This window comes from Novosphingobium sp. TH158, assembly GCF_002855555.1.
Classification (GTDB): domain Bacteria; phylum Pseudomonadota; class Alphaproteobacteria; order Sphingomonadales; family Sphingomonadaceae; genus Novosphingobium.
Map to the genome: position 1 here is coordinate 100073 of NZ_PKRT01000002.1, position 13819 is coordinate 113891.

13 protein-coding genes are annotated in these 13819 nt (G+C 65.8%); 9 read left to right on the forward strand and 4 right to left on the reverse strand.

Annotation, left to right across the window (positions count from 1 at the left end; translation table 11 throughout):
• Positions 1-10: 10 nt before the first annotated feature.
• The gene (locus C0V78_RS13550) at positions 11-766 is read left to right on the forward strand and encodes an SIMPL domain-containing protein (RefSeq protein ID WP_101798456.1); all 756 of its coding nucleotides are present in this window, start codon (positions 11-13) and stop codon (positions 764-766) included.
• A 26-nt stretch (positions 767-792) separates the two neighbouring features.
• Entirely contained in the window at positions 793-1437 is a 645-nt protein-coding gene (locus C0V78_RS13555) for a phosphoribosylanthranilate isomerase (RefSeq protein ID WP_101798457.1), read from the forward strand.
• 53 nt (positions 1438-1490) lie between these two features.
• Here the strand turns inward: C0V78_RS13555 and C0V78_RS13560 are convergent, their stop codons facing one another.
• Complete coding sequence (locus C0V78_RS13560) at positions 1491-1952, reverse strand: outer membrane protein (protein ID WP_101798458.1); 462 nt, start codon at positions 1950-1952, stop codon at positions 1491-1493.
• A 231-nt stretch (positions 1953-2183) separates the two neighbouring features.
• Here C0V78_RS13560 and trpB point away from each other — a divergent pair, with 231 nt between their 5' ends.
• The 4 genes from trpB to C0V78_RS13580 are packed head-to-tail and all read left to right on the forward strand — an operon-like array spanning position 2184 to position 6338.
• Entirely contained in the window at positions 2184-3398 is a 1215-nt protein-coding gene (trpB, locus tag C0V78_RS13565; protein WP_101798459.1) for a tryptophan synthase subunit beta, read from the forward strand.
• Positions 3395-4180 (forward strand): tryptophan synthase subunit alpha, encoded by a 786-nt coding sequence (gene trpA, locus C0V78_RS13570; RefSeq protein ID WP_101798460.1) that lies wholly within the window; start codon positions 3395-3397, stop codon positions 4178-4180. Before trpB ends, trpA begins: the two co-directional genes overlap by 4 nt.
• Positions 4181-4188: 8 nt before the next feature.
• Complete coding sequence (accD, locus tag C0V78_RS13575; protein WP_101798461.1) at positions 4189-5037, forward strand: acetyl-CoA carboxylase, carboxyltransferase subunit beta; 849 nt, start codon at positions 4189-4191, stop codon at positions 5035-5037.
• Complete coding sequence (locus tag C0V78_RS13580; protein WP_101798462.1) at positions 5034-6338, forward strand: folylpolyglutamate synthase/dihydrofolate synthase family protein; 1305 nt, start codon at positions 5034-5036, stop codon at positions 6336-6338. The genes accD and C0V78_RS13580 overlap by 4 nt, the downstream gene beginning before the upstream one ends.
• Here the strand turns inward: C0V78_RS13580 and C0V78_RS13585 are convergent.
• Positions 6316-7884 (reverse strand): MFS transporter, encoded by a 1569-nt coding sequence (locus tag C0V78_RS13585; protein ID WP_144039921.1) that lies wholly within the window; start codon positions 7882-7884, stop codon positions 6316-6318. The genes C0V78_RS13580 and C0V78_RS13585 overlap by 23 nt on opposite strands.
• A 100-nt stretch (positions 7885-7984) precedes the next feature.
• Here C0V78_RS13585 and C0V78_RS13590 point away from each other — a divergent pair, with 100 nt between their 5' ends.
• Together C0V78_RS13590 and rsmD are read left to right on the forward strand one after the other, a co-directional pair.
• Positions 7985-8938 carry a pseudouridine synthase gene (locus C0V78_RS13590; protein ID WP_101798463.1) on the forward strand — a complete coding sequence of 318 codons (954 nt, stop codon included), beginning with the start codon at positions 7985-7987 and terminating at the stop codon, positions 8936-8938.
• Positions 8935-9489, forward strand: a complete 555-nt coding sequence (gene rsmD, locus C0V78_RS13595; protein ID WP_173843452.1) for a 16S rRNA (guanine(966)-N(2))-methyltransferase RsmD — start codon at positions 8935-8937, stop codon at positions 9487-9489. Before C0V78_RS13590 ends, rsmD begins: the two co-directional genes overlap by 4 nt.
• Here rsmD and C0V78_RS13600 read toward each other — a convergent pair.
• On the reverse strand, positions 9461-10729 hold the full coding sequence (locus tag C0V78_RS13600) for an MFS transporter (protein ID WP_101798464.1): 1269 nt from the start codon (positions 10727-10729) through the stop codon (positions 9461-9463). The two genes, rsmD and C0V78_RS13600, sit on opposite strands and share 29 nt — an antisense overlap.
• Before the next feature lie 252 nt (positions 10730-10981).
• Positions 10982-11371 carry a hypothetical protein gene (locus tag C0V78_RS13605; protein ID WP_101798465.1) on the reverse strand — a complete coding sequence of 130 codons (390 nt, stop codon included), beginning with the start codon at positions 11369-11371 and terminating at the stop codon, positions 10982-10984.
• Positions 11372-11520: 149 nt separating this feature from the next.
• Here C0V78_RS13605 and C0V78_RS13610 point away from each other — a divergent pair, with 149 nt between their 5' ends.
• Positions 11521-13818 (forward strand): ATP-dependent helicase, encoded by a 2298-nt coding sequence (locus C0V78_RS13610; protein ID WP_101798466.1) that lies wholly within the window; start codon positions 11521-11523, stop codon positions 13816-13818.
• Position 13819 lies beyond the last annotated feature (1 nt).

Sequence of the window (13819 nt, forward strand, 5' to 3'; positions counted from 1 at the left end):
GAGAAAGCCGATGAAACCCCTCCATCTTGCACTCGCGGCACTGGCCCTTTCCGTCCCCCTTGGCACGGCTGCCCATGCCCATGATCCGGCCGCGCCGGCAATCGCCCCCGGCAACACGCTGCTGACCCTCACCGCGCAGGGTCGCGTGGCACGGGCTCCCGATATTGCCGTGTTCACCGCCGGAGTGATGAGCCAGGCCAGGACCGCGGCCGAAGCGCTGGCCGACAATTCGGCGAAGATGAACCGCGTGATCGCCGCGCTCAGGACCGCCGGAATTGCCGAGCGCGATATCCAGACCAGCGATCTCAGCCTCAGCCCGGTTTATGGCCAGCAGCGCCCCCTTCCCGACGGGCGCATGGAGCCGGAACAGCCGCAGGTCGTCGGCTATCGCGCCAGCAATACGGTTTCCGTCCGCCAGCGTAACCTCAAGCAATTCGGGCGCGTGCTCGACACCCTTGTCGCGGCAGGAGCCAACCAGATCGACGGACCGCGTTTCGAGATCGACAAGGCCGATGCCGTTGCAGATGAGGCCCGGACCCTAGCCGTCAGGAAGGCCCGGGCACGTGCCGACCTTTATGCCGCAGCTGCCGGCATGAAGGTGGTCCGCATCGTTTCGATCAGCGAAAGCGGCGGCTATGTGCCGCAGCCGATGATGGTCAATGCCCGCATGGCTGCCGAGGATTTTGCCGGCGCGCCCACCCCGGTTGCTTCCGGTGAGGTGAGCATGAGCGTGTCGGTCAATGTCGCCTTCGAACTGGCGCCCTGATCGGGAAGGCATGGGGGATCGATTCGTTGTCCGATATCGGCATCAAGATTTGCGGCATCACCACGGCTGAGGCGCTCGATGCGTCCATTGCCGCCGGCGCGACGCACGTCGGGCTGGTGTTCTTCCCCAAGAGCCCGCGCAATATCGAGATCGGACAGGCCGCCGCACTTGCCGCGCGCGCGGGATCGCGGGTGCAGGTCGTCGGCCTGTTCGTCGATCCTGCGCCCGGACAGGTCGAGGCGGCGCTGGCGCAGGTCCCGCTCGACGTGATCCAGTTGCATGGCAAGGAAGCGCCCGAACTCTGCGCCCAGGTGGCCGCCGCCACGGCGCGCGAGGTGTGGAAGGCCATCGGTGTTCGCAAGCGCGCGGACCTGAACGAGGCGACGCGCTACAGGGGCGCGGTCACGCGTGTGCTTTACGATGCCAAGCCGCCCGAGGGCGCTGACCTTCCCGGCGGCACCGGGCTGCGCATCGACTGGTCATTGATGCAGGGCCACACCCATCCCCTGCCCTGGATCCTGGCGGGCGGGCTTCACGCCGGAAATGTGGGCGAAGCCATGGGCATGACTGGTGCGCGCTTTGTCGACACCTCATCGGGTGTGGAAACGCAGCCGGGGATAAAGGACAATAGCCGCATCGCCGCCTTCTGCGCCGCTGCCCGCACCCAATAGCAAAAGGGCGGCCCGTTTCCGGACCGCCCCTGCTTTAAGCTTGATCGTTCAGATCAGAACTTGATGCCGACGCCGGCAACAACGGTGTCCAGATCGGAGAAGCCGTTGCCAACGAAGTAGTGGCGGTAAGCAAGCTTGCCGTACACGTTGCCAGCGATGGTGTGCTCAACGCCGACACCAGCGTGAATGGCGTCTTCGCACAGGTCGCAGTTTTCGGTGGTGTAGCCGCCGTCAACGTACAGCTTGGTCTTTTCGCCAACCTTGGTGCCGAGACGACCGGTCAGGCCGAAAGCGACCTTCTGGCCAGCGGCGCCGATCTTGTCGCCCGAAACTTCGAGACCGGCGAAAGCCGAGCTGCCGAGGTCGAAGTCATAGCCAGCGGCGATGCCCCACACGTCTTCCGACGAACCACCGTCCCAGATCACGCCGCCACGGGCTTCGATGCGGGCTTCGTTAGCCATTGCGGGAGCGGCGAGAGCGGCCGAAGCGGCCAGCGCGAGAACGAGCTTCTTCATAATTAAACTCCTGAGATTCAACGCCCCTTCTTTCCGGGGGCGAGGGCCGGTTAGACGGGGAAAGATTTAACCGCAATGAACAAAACGTGTCATAAATGCGGCATCGCAACAGACTGTTGCTGCTTTGCAACATTTTCTGTCGGGTTTGTACAATTTCGGAATCCCGCCGGAATCAACACGGTTGCGCTGCAAGGCTGGACACGGTCGCCCACCTCTGCCAATCGCCGGGCCATGAACGCGCCGACCCCCAATTCCTTCCGCACCATGCCGGACGAGCGCGGCCATTTCGGCCAGTTCGGCGGGCGTTACGTTGCTGAAACGCTGATGCCGCTGATCCTCGATCTGGAAAAGCATTATCGCGCCGCCAAGGCCGATCCGGCCTTCCAGGCAGAGTTCGACGACCTGCTGGAACATTATGTCGGCAGGCCCAGTCCGCTCTACTTCGCCCCGCGCCTGACCGAAGAACTTGGTGGTGCCCAGGTCTGGTTCAAGCGCGACGAGCTGAATCACACCGGCGCGCACAAGATCAATAACTGCATCGGCCAGATCCTGCTGGCCATTCGCATGGGCAAGACGCGCATCATCGCGGAGACCGGCGCAGGCCAGCACGGCGTTGCCACGGCCACCGTCTGCGCGCGCTTCGGCCTGCCCTGCGTGGTCTACATGGGCGCCACCGACGTTGCCCGCCAGGCGCCCAACGTGTTCCGCATGAAGCTGCTCGGCGCAGAAGTGGTGCCTGTCACCGCCGGTGCAGCCACGCTGAAGGACGCGATGAACGAGGCGCTGCGTGACTGGGTCGCGAACGTGCACGACACGTTCTACATCATCGGCACGGCCGCCGGCCCGCACCCCTATCCGGAACTGGTCCGCGATTTCCAGAGCGTGATCGGCAAGGAAGCCCGCGCCCAGATGCTCGCCCGCACCGGCCGCCTGCCGGACCTGCTCGTGGCCGCCATCGGCGGCGGGTCGAACGCCATTGGCCTGTTCCACCCCTTCCTTGACGATGCAGACGTGAGGATGCTCGGCGTCGAAGCGGCAGGACATGGGCTGGACAAGGAACACGCCGCCTCGCTCGCCGGCGGGCGCCCCGGTATCCTCCACGGCAACAAGACCTACCTGCTGCAGGACGAGGACGGCCAGATCACCGAAGGCCACTCGATCTCGGCGGGCCTGGACTATCCGGGCATCGGGCCGGAACATTCCTGGCTCAAGGAAATCGGCCGGGTGGAATATACCTCGGTCACGGACACCGAGGCGCTTGACGGTTTCCAGCTGCTCTGCCGGACCGAGGGCATCATCCCCGCGCTTGAGCCGAGCCACGCGATCGCCGCGGTGGCAAAGGTCGCGCCGACCATGCCGAAGGACAGCATCGTGCTCGTCAACCTGTGCGGACGCGGTGACAAGGACATCTTCTCGGTCGCCGAACACCTGGGGGTCTCGCTGTGAGCCGCCTCGCCCAGGCCTTCTCGCGCGGCCCTGCCCTCGTCACTTTCGTTACCGGCGGCGATCCGACGCCGGATGCGACCCCGGCCATTCTCGACGCGCTGGTCGCCGGCGGGGCGGACGTGATCGAGCTGGGCATGCCGTTCACCGATCCGATGGCCGATGGCCCGGCGATCCAGCTTGCCAACCTGCGCTCGCTGGGGGCCGGCACAAAGACGGCGGACCTGTTCCGCATCGCCACCGATTTCCGCGCCCGCCACCCAGAGGTGCCGCTGGTGCTGATGGGCTATGCCAATCCGATGACGATCCGCGGGCCGGAATGGTTCGCTGACCAGTGCCGGAAGGCCGGCGTCGACGGCGTCATCTGCGTCGATATCCCGCCCGAGGAAGACCCCGAGCTTGGCCCGGCGCTGCGCGCGGCCGGTGTCTCGCTGATCCGCCTCGCCACGCCTACGACAGATGCGGCCCGCCTGCCCGTCGTGCTCGAAGGATCAAGCGGGTTCCTCTACTATGTCTCGGTCGCCGGGATCACCGGCATGCAGCAGGCAGCGCAGACCTCGATCGAGGAAGCGGTAGCGCGGCTCAAGGCTTCGGCCACGATACCGGTCGCGGTCGGCTTCGGCGTGCGCACGCCCGAACAGGCCTCGGCCATTGCCAAGGTGGCAGACGGCGTTGTCGTCGGCTCTGCGCTTGTCGACCTGGTAGCAAAGCATGGCGCCGATGCCGCCGGTCCGGTGGAAGAACTGACCCGCGCCCTTGCCGAAGCGGTCCATTCCGCGCGATAAGGCCTGCCATGTCCTGGCTCACAAAAGTCCGCAATTCGCTTTCCAACCTGAAGAAGCGCGACACTCCGGATAACCTCTGGATCAAGTGCCCTTCGTGCAAGGAAATGCTGTTCACCAAGGAATACGAGGAAAACCTCAGCGTCTGCCCGCGCTGCGACCATCATGGCCGCATCGGTGCCGATGCGCGGTTCTCGCAGCTGCTCGATCCGGGCTATGCCGTTCTGCCTAGCCCCAAGGTTGCGGAAGACCCGCTGAAGTTCCGCGATTCCAAGAAGTATCCCGAGCGCCTGAAGGCCGCCCGCGCCGCCAACCCGCACCCCGATGCGCTGACCAATGCCACAGGTACGATTGACGGGCATAAGGTGGTGCTTGGCGTACAGGACTTCGCCTTCATGGGCGGATCAATGGGCATGGCCGTGGGCGAGGCTTTCGTCGCCGGGGCCGAGCGGGCGATCAAGGACCGCTGCGCCTATGTCATCTGCACGGCAGCGGGCGGTGCCCGCATGCAGGAAGGCATCCTCAGCCTGATGCAGATGCCCAAGACCACGGTTGCCACCCGGCGGCTGAAGGCGGCGGGCCTGCCCTATATCGTGGTGCTTACCGATCCGACCACTGGCGGCGTCACTGCCAGCTATGCCATGCTGGGCGATATCCACATTGCCGAGCCGGGCTGCCTGATCGGCTTTGCCGGCCAGCGGGTGATCCAGGACACGATCCGCGAAAAGCTGCCCGAAGGCTTCCAGCGCGCCGAATATCTCCACGCCCATGGCATGGTGGACATGGTCGTGCCGAGGAAGGACCTGAAGGGAACGCTGGCCAGCCTGCTCGATTTCCTGCAGCCCGCCAAGGCAGCGTGAAGGATTTCGCCCGGTCGGAAAGTCCGGCGGTTCAGGCCCAGCTAAATCGGCTGGGCGCCCTCTCCGTCCCCGAAGGCCGCCTTGGCCTCGATACGATCCGGGCCCTGCTGGCGCGGCTGGGCGATCCGCACAAGCGCCTTCCGCCCGTGTTCCACGTCGCGGGAACCAACGGCAAGGGATCGACCTCAGCCTTCCTGCGCGCCATTCTTGAGGCGCAGGGCTATGCCGTCCACGCCACGATCAGCCCCCACCTTGTCCTCTACAACGAACGGATCCGCATCGCCGGGAACCTCATATCCGACGCGCGGCTGGCAGAACTGCTGGAGCAGGTTCTTGATCTGGGCGAGGACCTGCAGCCCAGCTTCTTCGAAGTCACCATCGCTGCGGCTTTCACCGAATTTGCCCGTGTGCCCGCCGATGCCTGCGTGGTGGAAGTCGGGCTTGGCGGTCGGTTCGATGCAACCAACGTGATCGAACATCCGGCAGTCTGCGGCATCGCCGCGCTGGGGCTGGACCACGAGCGCTTCCTGCTGGTGCCCGAGGATGGGGTTCCTACCGATCCCCTTGCGCGGATCGGCTTCGAAAAAGCGGGGATCGCCAAGTCCGGCGTACCGCTGGTGACGCAGGCCTACCCGGACCACGTTGCCCGCGCCGTCATGGCACAGGCGCGCAAGGCGGGGGCAATCGCGGTCCTGCGGGACCGGGACTGGTCGGCCCGGCCGCTGCCCGATACCCTGCTGTACCGCGACGGGACCGGTCGGGATGGCATTGACGAGCTGCACCTGCCGTTGCCCCTGCTCGCCGGCGAGCATCAGGCGGACAATGCAGCTCTTGCGGTCGCAATGTTGCGCCACCAGTCAGCGCTGCCGGTTTCATCGCAGGCGATGGGTTCTGGCATCCGCGCTGCCCGCTGGCCCGCACGGCTGCAACGCCTGAACGGGGGACCGCTGACCGGCGATCGCGAGGTCTGGCTTGATGGCGGGCACAACCCATCGGCCGGGGCTGCGCTGGGTACGCATTTCAAAGGACGCCGCCTGCACCTCATCATGGGTATGCTGGCCAACAAGGATCCGGGCTCGCTCACCGGGCCGCTGGCTGCCAGCATTGCCTCAATCGCCGCCGTCCCCGTGCCGGGGCACGAATGGCACCCGGCCAAGGCCTTCGGCCCGCAGGCACGCGCGTTTGACGATGTACCCGCCGCCCTTGCCGCCGTGCCGGACGATGGCCTCCCGGTGCTTATCGCCGGGTCGCTTTACCTCGCCGGCGAGGTACTGCGCCTCAACGGGGAGCTGCCGGACTGACCTTTGCCTTGCCGAGCCAGGCGACCACCCCGCCAAGCAGCAACACGGCAAGGAACATCAGCGCGGTCGAATTGGCCCACTTCAGCGGCTGCGACAGCAAGACCCCGACCAGCCCGACCGTCACCAGCAGGAACCCGAAGGCCCGAACAGCACCGATGGGTTGCTTGAGCGTCCGCTCATCTACGCCCTCGGTCTGGCGGATGCCCTGGACGACGTAGCCCTTGCTCCACAGTACCCAGAGCAGCAGCATTCCGGGGATCGCGGCGACCACCGTGAAGCCCCAGAAACCCACCCAGCCCACCTTTTCGGCAACGATCCCCGCAGGCCCGGCCATGAAGGTGCGACCGACGCCCGCGAAGGAGGAAAGGAGCGCGAACTGCGTGGCGGTATAGGCGATCGACGACAGGCCGGAGAGGTAGGTGGTGAACACGGTAAGGCCGATGCCGCTCGTAAGGTTTTCGGTGCCGATCGCGGCGACCAGCATCCAGTAATTGTTGCCGGTGGCCGCCAGGGCCATGAACATCACGTTCGACAGCATCATCATCAGGCCGGACACCAGCAGCGCGCGTCCCATGCCGAGCCACAGGATGAACGGCGCGCCCAGTGCCGAGCCGACGATCAGGGCAGCAAAACCCCAGAGCTTGTTGGCCGAAATGTAATCGAGGTCGGCAAAGCCCAGGTCCACGATCATGGGGCTGAGCATCGCCTGTCCCATGGCATCGCCCACCTTGTAGACGAGGACGAAGGCGAGGATCAGGAAGGCGCCGTGGCGGCCGAGGAATTCGCGGAAGGGGTTGATGACGGCTTCGGTCAGGAACTGGCCCGCCTTCATCCCGCTGACGTGCGAATAGCGATCGATGAAGCGCCCCGGCCCGATCCACAGCGCGCCAAGGATGGCGGGCACGATGCAGAAGGCAGTGAGGCCATAGGCGGTTGCCCAGCCCAGCCCCAGCCCTTCGGCAGAGGCGAAATAGATCGTCCCGGCACCCGCGATCAGGTTGCCGGTACGATAGCCGAACTGGTTGGTCGCCGTGCCGTGGGCGAACTCTTCCTCGTCGAGGATTTCGATGCGGTAGGCATCGATCACGATATCCTGCGTTGCCGAGAGGAAGGCGGTGATCAGCGCCCAGACCGCGAACAGGCCCATGTTTCCGGGCTGCGGATTGCTCGCGCCCAGTTGCCAGACCGAGACGAACAGCAGGCCCTGGATCAGGAACAGCCAGCCGCGGCGCTGGCCGAAGGTGCGCGTCAGGAATGGCAGCGGCAGCTTGTCGACCAGAGGGGCCCAGAGGAACTTGATGGTATAGGGAATGCCCAGCGCCACGGCGAAACCGATGGTGGCCGTGTCTATCCCCACCTTGGCGAGCCAGAAGGTCATCGTCGCGATCAGCAGGGTCAGCGGGAAGCCGCTCGAAATGCCGAGCAGGAAGGCCACCAGCGGCGCCTTGCGGATATAGGGGCGGAAGGTCTTGCTGGTTGTCGCGATCAGGACAAGCGCCACCAGCACGCCTGCGAAAATCAGGAAACGGATGAGATCAACCGACATGCGAACCCTTCTCCCTGTGGTCGCGCGGCACGCTAGCCATATTTGCGGCGATGCCCAGCCCCTCTTTGACGGTTTTGCCCCATCCCGCTAAGGGCTGGCCATGGAAAATTCCCCACCCGAAAAAGGCGAACGCATCGCCAAGCTGCTCGCCCGCGCCGGTGTCGCCTCGCGCCGGGAGGTGGAGCGGATGATTGCCGAAGGCCGGGTGAAGATCGGCGACGAGGTTGTTACCACGCCCGCCACGCTGCTCACCACGCTGCACGGCCTGACCGTGGACGGCAAAGAGGTGAAGGCGCCCGATGCTGCGCGGCTGTTCGTGTTCCACAAGCCGGCAGGGTTGCTGACCGCAGAGCGTGATCCGCAGGGTCGCCCGACGATCTATGCCGCCCTGCGCAACGCTCTGCCAAAGGATGCGCCCCGCCTGATGCCGATCGGGCGGCTCGACCTCAATACCGAGGGCCTGCTGCTGCTGACCAATGATGGCGAGCTGAAGCGGGCGATGGAACTGCCGGCCAGCGGCATCCCCCGCACCTATCGCGCCCGCACATACGGTTCGGTGACGCAGGAGCAGCTGGAAGGCCTGATGGAGGGAATGGAAGTGGACGGCGTCCACTATGGCCGGATCGATGCCAACATGGAGCGCCGCACGGGCCGCAACCAGTGGATCGAACTGACCCTTACCGAAGGCAAGAACCGCGAAGTCCGCCGCGTGCTGGAAGCGCTGGGGCTGGAAGTCAGCCGCTTGCTGCGCACCCGCTATGGTCCGTTCGAACTGGGAGAGCTGCCGCGCGGACAGGCCTATGAAGTGCGCCCGCAGGATGTCGAGCGTTTCGCCGCCACCTTGCCAAAGCTGCCCAAGCAGCCGCCCCACCCCACCGGCGCGAAGCCTGCGCCCAAGCGCTCCGGTCCTCCGGGAGCCGCCCGCCGACCGCGCAAGCCTGATCCCTCGCGCCCGGTCGATCGCGATGCGCCCCGCTCTCCGCAGCGTCGCCCCGGTGCCGGAAAGCCGCGCCCAGGCGGCGGCAGCGGGAGCAGTAGGGGACCGCGCCGATGAGCCTGCGCATCGTTGCCGGACAATGGCGCGGTCGCAAGCTCGCCGCGCCTGCCGGCGATACCACCCGCCCCACCGCCGATCGCACGCGCGAGACGCTGTTCTCGATGCTGGTCAGCCGCATCGGCGATTTTGAAGGACTGGCCGTGGCGGACCTTTTCGCAGGTTCAGGAGCCCTGGGGCTGGAAGCCCTGTCGCGCGGGGCGGCAAGCTGCCTGTTCGTGGAGCAGTATCCTGCCGCAGTGCGCGCGATCCGCACCAATCTGGCGAACCTCAAGGCGCAGGGGCAAAGCGACGTGCGGGCCTCGTCGGTCCTCACCCTTGGACCGGCCAAGGCTCCGCTTGACCTTGTGTTCCTTGATCCGCCCTATGGCACCGGTGCGGGTGAAGTTGCGCTCGACAAGCTGCGCCGCCTCGGCTGGATCGGCCCGGGCACCTGGATCAGTCTTGAAACGGCTGCCGATGAAGTGCCGGCGCTGAAGAACTTTGCCGTTGAGGCCGATCGCAAGGTCGGCAAAGCGCGGATTACGCTGGCGCGACTGCCTGCTGCCTAGCGGTCAGCACGCCAACAAGCGTGACCAGCCCGGCCAGGCTGATCAGCGTGCCGACGAAGATCAGGTTGCCCGATGTCGCCATCGCCTGCGCCACGAGCGGGGTGAGCGCACCGCCCACGATGCCGCCGGCGTTGAACGCCACCGAAACGCCGCTGTAACGCACCAGCGGCGGATAGAGCGTCGGCAACCAGGCCCCCAGCGGACCATAGACATAGCCCATGACAAACAGCGCCGCAGACAGCGTAAGGAAAACCGCGAGCAGCGATCCCGATTGCAGGCCGGGTCCGAACACAAAGCCGAGCGCCACTGTCGCAACCGCTCCGATGGCCAACGTCGAGCGGCTGCCCTTCCTGTCGGACCGCCATGCCGCGACCCCGATGCCGAGCGCAAGGAACAGGTTGGCGACCAGCTGGGTGGAGAGGAACTCGGTGCGGCTGTAACCCAGTGCCGAGGTGCCAACGGCAAGCGCGAAGGCAGTGGCAAGATAGAAGATCGCAAAGCACGCCACGGCGCCTGCCGTTCCCGCGATAACGGCCCAGCCGTGACGCGCGAAAAGGCGGGCAAGCGGCACGGCGGGCGGTGCTTCGCGCTCCAGAGCCTCGCGGAACTGCGGGGTTTCGCCGATCTTCAGCCGCACCCACAGCCCCAGGCCGACCAGCACCGCGCTGAGCAGGAAGGGCACTCGCCAGCCCCAAGCCTTGAACTCCGCCTCGGGCAGCCACAGGCCAAGCGCCAGGAACAGTCCGTTCGCAGCCAGGAAGCCCAGCGGCGCGCCAAACTGCGGCGCAGCGCCAAAGCGCGCTTCCCAGCCCTTGGGCGCATTCTCCACGGCCAGCAGGGCAGCCCCACCCCATTCGCCGCCGAGGCCGAAGCCCTGGCCGAAACGCAGCAGGCAAAGCAGGGCCGGGGCGATCCACCCAGCCTGCGCATAGGTTGGCAGGAAGGCAATCAGGAGCGTCGAGCCCCCCATCAGCATCAGTGAGGCGACAAGCGTGGACTTGCGCCCCACCCTGTCACCGAAATGGCCAAAGGCTATGGCTCCCACCGGACGGGCGAAAAAGGCGATGCCGAAGGTGAGGAAGGACAGGGCAAGCTGCGCGGCGGGCGACTGTTCGGGGAAGAACAGCGGACCGAACACCAGCGCCGCAGCGGTCGCATAGATGTAGAAATCGTAGAATTCCACGGCCGTCCCGGCAAGGGCGGCGGAAAGGACGCGGGCGTTCTGGCGGACGGGTTGCATGGCGCGGATGCCTCGCCGCTTGGCGCGTACCTGTCAACCGCACGAATGAGAGGACGCCAGCCAAGGCTGACGCCCTCTCCCCCGAAAAGAAGGGGCGGGACCACAAGATCCCGCCCCTCCCTTGCGACCCTTCAGGGCTCGGGCCATCCGCGGATGGCAATTGGCCCAATAAAGCCGCGCGGATGAATTGTAAGAGAACAGCTTGTTGAAAGTTGTAAATCTGTTCACCCGTAACCTCACCACGAGGCCCTGCTATTTTCCGCCCGGATTGCGGCAATTATCCTGCAAATTGCGGGTGCAGACCGGGTAGACCTTGTTGAAGGCCTCGGGCGGAGGCGCCGTAAGTGCACCGACATAGGGGCCGCCGCGATAGTTCGGGTCGGCCGGCATGGCCGGGGGAACCGGCGAATTGGCCGTTGCCGGATTGGGCGGGGTCGCACTCGGCACACCGGGGCCGGTCGGGTTGGCCTGGATCACCGGCGGAGCGGCAGGTGGCGCAGGCGGCTCAACCGGCTGGACCGGGGGCAATGGCGGAACGGCGGGCGGTTCGGGGTCGGGCTGCGCCGCATTCAGCGGCAGCGATTCAAGGCACAGTGCAGCCGCCACCGCGGCGCTTGTCGAGGCAAGGGCAAGCCTGGTCATGGATAGCTCCTTTCGGATGCACCCAAACCCTCTTGATCCGCCCACCTTATTTCCCGCCAAGGATGAGTCCGCGATGAACAGGGCAGCATGCCGGCGCGACTTGTCGTGCCAGGCTTGCGCCTGATCTTCATGTTCCCTAGTTGTTCGCCATGAATCCCCCCGCTCCCCCCGCTTCGACCGACGAATCCTGGCTCAATGGACTGAACGATCCCCAGCGCGAGGCGGTCCTGACAACGGAGGGGCCGGTGCTGATGCTCGCCGGCGCGGGTACGGGGAAGACGGCGGCGCTTACCGCGCGCCTCGCCCACCTCATCCGCAGCCGCCGCGCCTGGCCGAGCGAAATCCTTTGCGTCACATTCACCAACAAGGCAGCCCGCGAAATGCGCGAGCGGGTGGGCGAGCTGATCGGGCCGGCGGTGGAAGGGATGCCGTGGCTCGGCACGTTCCACGCAATTGCCGCCAAGATGCTGCGCCGCCATGCCGAGCTGGCCGGGCTGCAATCCAATTACACCATCATCGACACCGACGATCAGCTGCGCCTGCTGAAGCAGCTGATCCAGGCCGAGGGACTGGATGAAAAGCGCTGGCCCGCACGCCAGCTGGCCGCCTGCATCGATCGCTGGAAGAACCGCGGCCTCAACCCCGACGATCTCGATGCCGGGGAAAACGAGAGCTATGCCAACGGCAAGGGACAGCACTTCTACCGGCTTTACCAGGATCGGCTGAAAGCGCTGAACGCCTGCGATTTCGGCGACCTGCTGCTGCACATGCTCAACATCTTGCGCACCCACCGCGAGGTGCTGGAGCAATACCGCCAGCGCTTCAAATACGTGATGGTGGACGAATACCAGGACACCAACCAGGTCCAGTACCTGTGGCTGCGGCTGCTGGCGCAAGAGCGCAAGAACATATGCGTCGTGGGTGACGACGACCAGTCGATCTATTCATGGCGCGGCGCAGAAGTTGCGAAAATCCTGAAGTTCGAAAAGGATTTTCCCGGCGCGAAGGTCATCCGGCTTGAGCAGAATTACCGCTCAACCCCGGAAATCCTTGCCGCCGCATCGGGCCTGATCGATGCCAACAGCCAGCGGCTGGGCAAGACCCTGTGGACCGAGCGTCATGCCGGCGACAAGGTTCGGGTGATCGGCGTCTGGGACGGCCCGGAAGAGGCGCGGCGCGTTGGCGAAGAGATCGAGCGCATGGAGCGCGAGGGGGCCAGCCTCAACCAGGTGGCGATCCTCGTGCGGGCGCAGTTCCAGACCCGCGAGTTCGAAGACCGGTTCATAACCATCGGCCTCAACTACAAGATTATCGGCGGTTTCCGCTTTTACGAGCGCGCCGAAGTGCGCGATGCGATGGCATACCTGCGGCTCATCGCCCAGCCATCCGACGACCTCGCGTTCGAACGAATTTACAATACGCCCAAGCGGGGACTGGGTGACAAGGCGCTGGAAAAGCTGCATCGGCACGCCCGTGCCCGCGGCGTTCCCTTGTCCCTTGCCGCCATCGAGATCGTGGATACGGACGAGTTGCCGACGCGGGCGCGCAACACCGTTCTGGCCCTGATGCGCGATTTCGCCCGCTGGCGCGACCTGTCGAAAACCGCGACGCCGGCAGAACTGGTCCGCACCCTGCTCGACGAAAGCGGCTATACCGCGATGCTTCAGGCAGAGCGCAGCGCCGAGGCGGCGGGGCGGCTGGAAAACCTCTCCGAATTGGCCCGCGCCATGGAGGAATACGAAACGCTGGGCGATTTCCTCGAACACGTCAGCCTCGTCATGGACAATGACGCCGCCGACGATGCCGAGAAGGTGACGATCATGACCATTCACGCCGCCAAGGGCCTGGAATTCGACCAGGTGTTCCTGCCTGGCTGGGAAGAAGGCGTGTTTCCCAGCCAGCGGGCAATGGACGAAGGCGGGCTTGCCAGCCTGGAGGAGGAACGTCGCCTCGCCTATGTGGCGATTACCCGGGCCCGCAAGCGCTGCACCATCCTGCACGCGGCAAACCGGCGCATCTACGGGCAGTGGACCAGTTCGATCCCCAGCCGGTTCATCGGTGAGATTCCGCCGGCCCATGTCGATGTGGAGACTACGCTGACCGGCGGGGCTAGCCTGTGGAAGGCGCAATGGTCGGAACGCGAGGATCCCTTCGCCCACCTCGCCCGTTCGCAGCCTGCGCGCAGCACCACGCGCGGGCCCGGCTGGCAGCGCGCCGCCAGCCGCGATTTCGATCCCGCTCCCCGCCGCCTGCCCGAGGCAACGCGATCCGCCGCCAGCTTCGCCGCCAAGCCCCGCACCGACGTGGCCGTGGGCGCGCGCGTGTTCCACGAGAAGTTCGGCTACGGCCGCGTCACCGCGCAGGAGGGCAACAAGCTGGAGATCGATTTCGAAACCGCCGGACCAAAGCGGGTGATCGACAGCTTCGTCAAACTGGCCGAGGGCTGAG

Coding starts and splice junctions, on each gene's coding strand:
- C0V78_RS13550 (WP_101798456.1), top strand. CDS start 11: ATGAAACCCCTCCATCTTGCACTCGCGGCACTGGCCCTTTCCGTCCCC.
- C0V78_RS13560 (WP_101798458.1), bottom strand. CDS start 1,952: ATGAAGAAGCTCGTTCTCGCGCTGGCCGCTTCGGCCGCTCTCGCCGCT.
- trpB (WP_101798459.1), top strand. CDS start 2,184: ATGAACGCGCCGACCCCCAATTCCTTCCGCACCATGCCGGACGAGCGC.
- accD (WP_101798461.1), top strand. CDS start 4,189: ATGTCCTGGCTCACAAAAGTCCGCAATTCGCTTTCCAACCTGAAGAAG.
- C0V78_RS13585 (WP_144039921.1), bottom strand. CDS start 7,884: ATGTCGGTTGATCTCATCCGTTTCCTGATTTTCGCAGGCGTGCTGGTG.
- C0V78_RS13590 (WP_101798463.1), top strand. CDS start 7,985: ATGGAAAATTCCCCACCCGAAAAAGGCGAACGCATCGCCAAGCTGCTC.
- rsmD (WP_173843452.1), top strand. CDS start 8,935: ATGAGCCTGCGCATCGTTGCCGGACAATGGCGCGGTCGCAAGCTCGCC.
- C0V78_RS13600 (WP_101798464.1), bottom strand. CDS start 10,729: ATGCAACCCGTCCGCCAGAACGCCCGCGTCCTTTCCGCCGCCCTTGCC.
- C0V78_RS13605 (WP_101798465.1), bottom strand. CDS start 11,371: ATGACCAGGCTTGCCCTTGCCTCGACAAGCGCCGCGGTGGCGGCTGCA.
- C0V78_RS13610 (WP_101798466.1), top strand. CDS start 11,521: ATGAATCCCCCCGCTCCCCCCGCTTCGACCGACGAATCCTGGCTCAAT.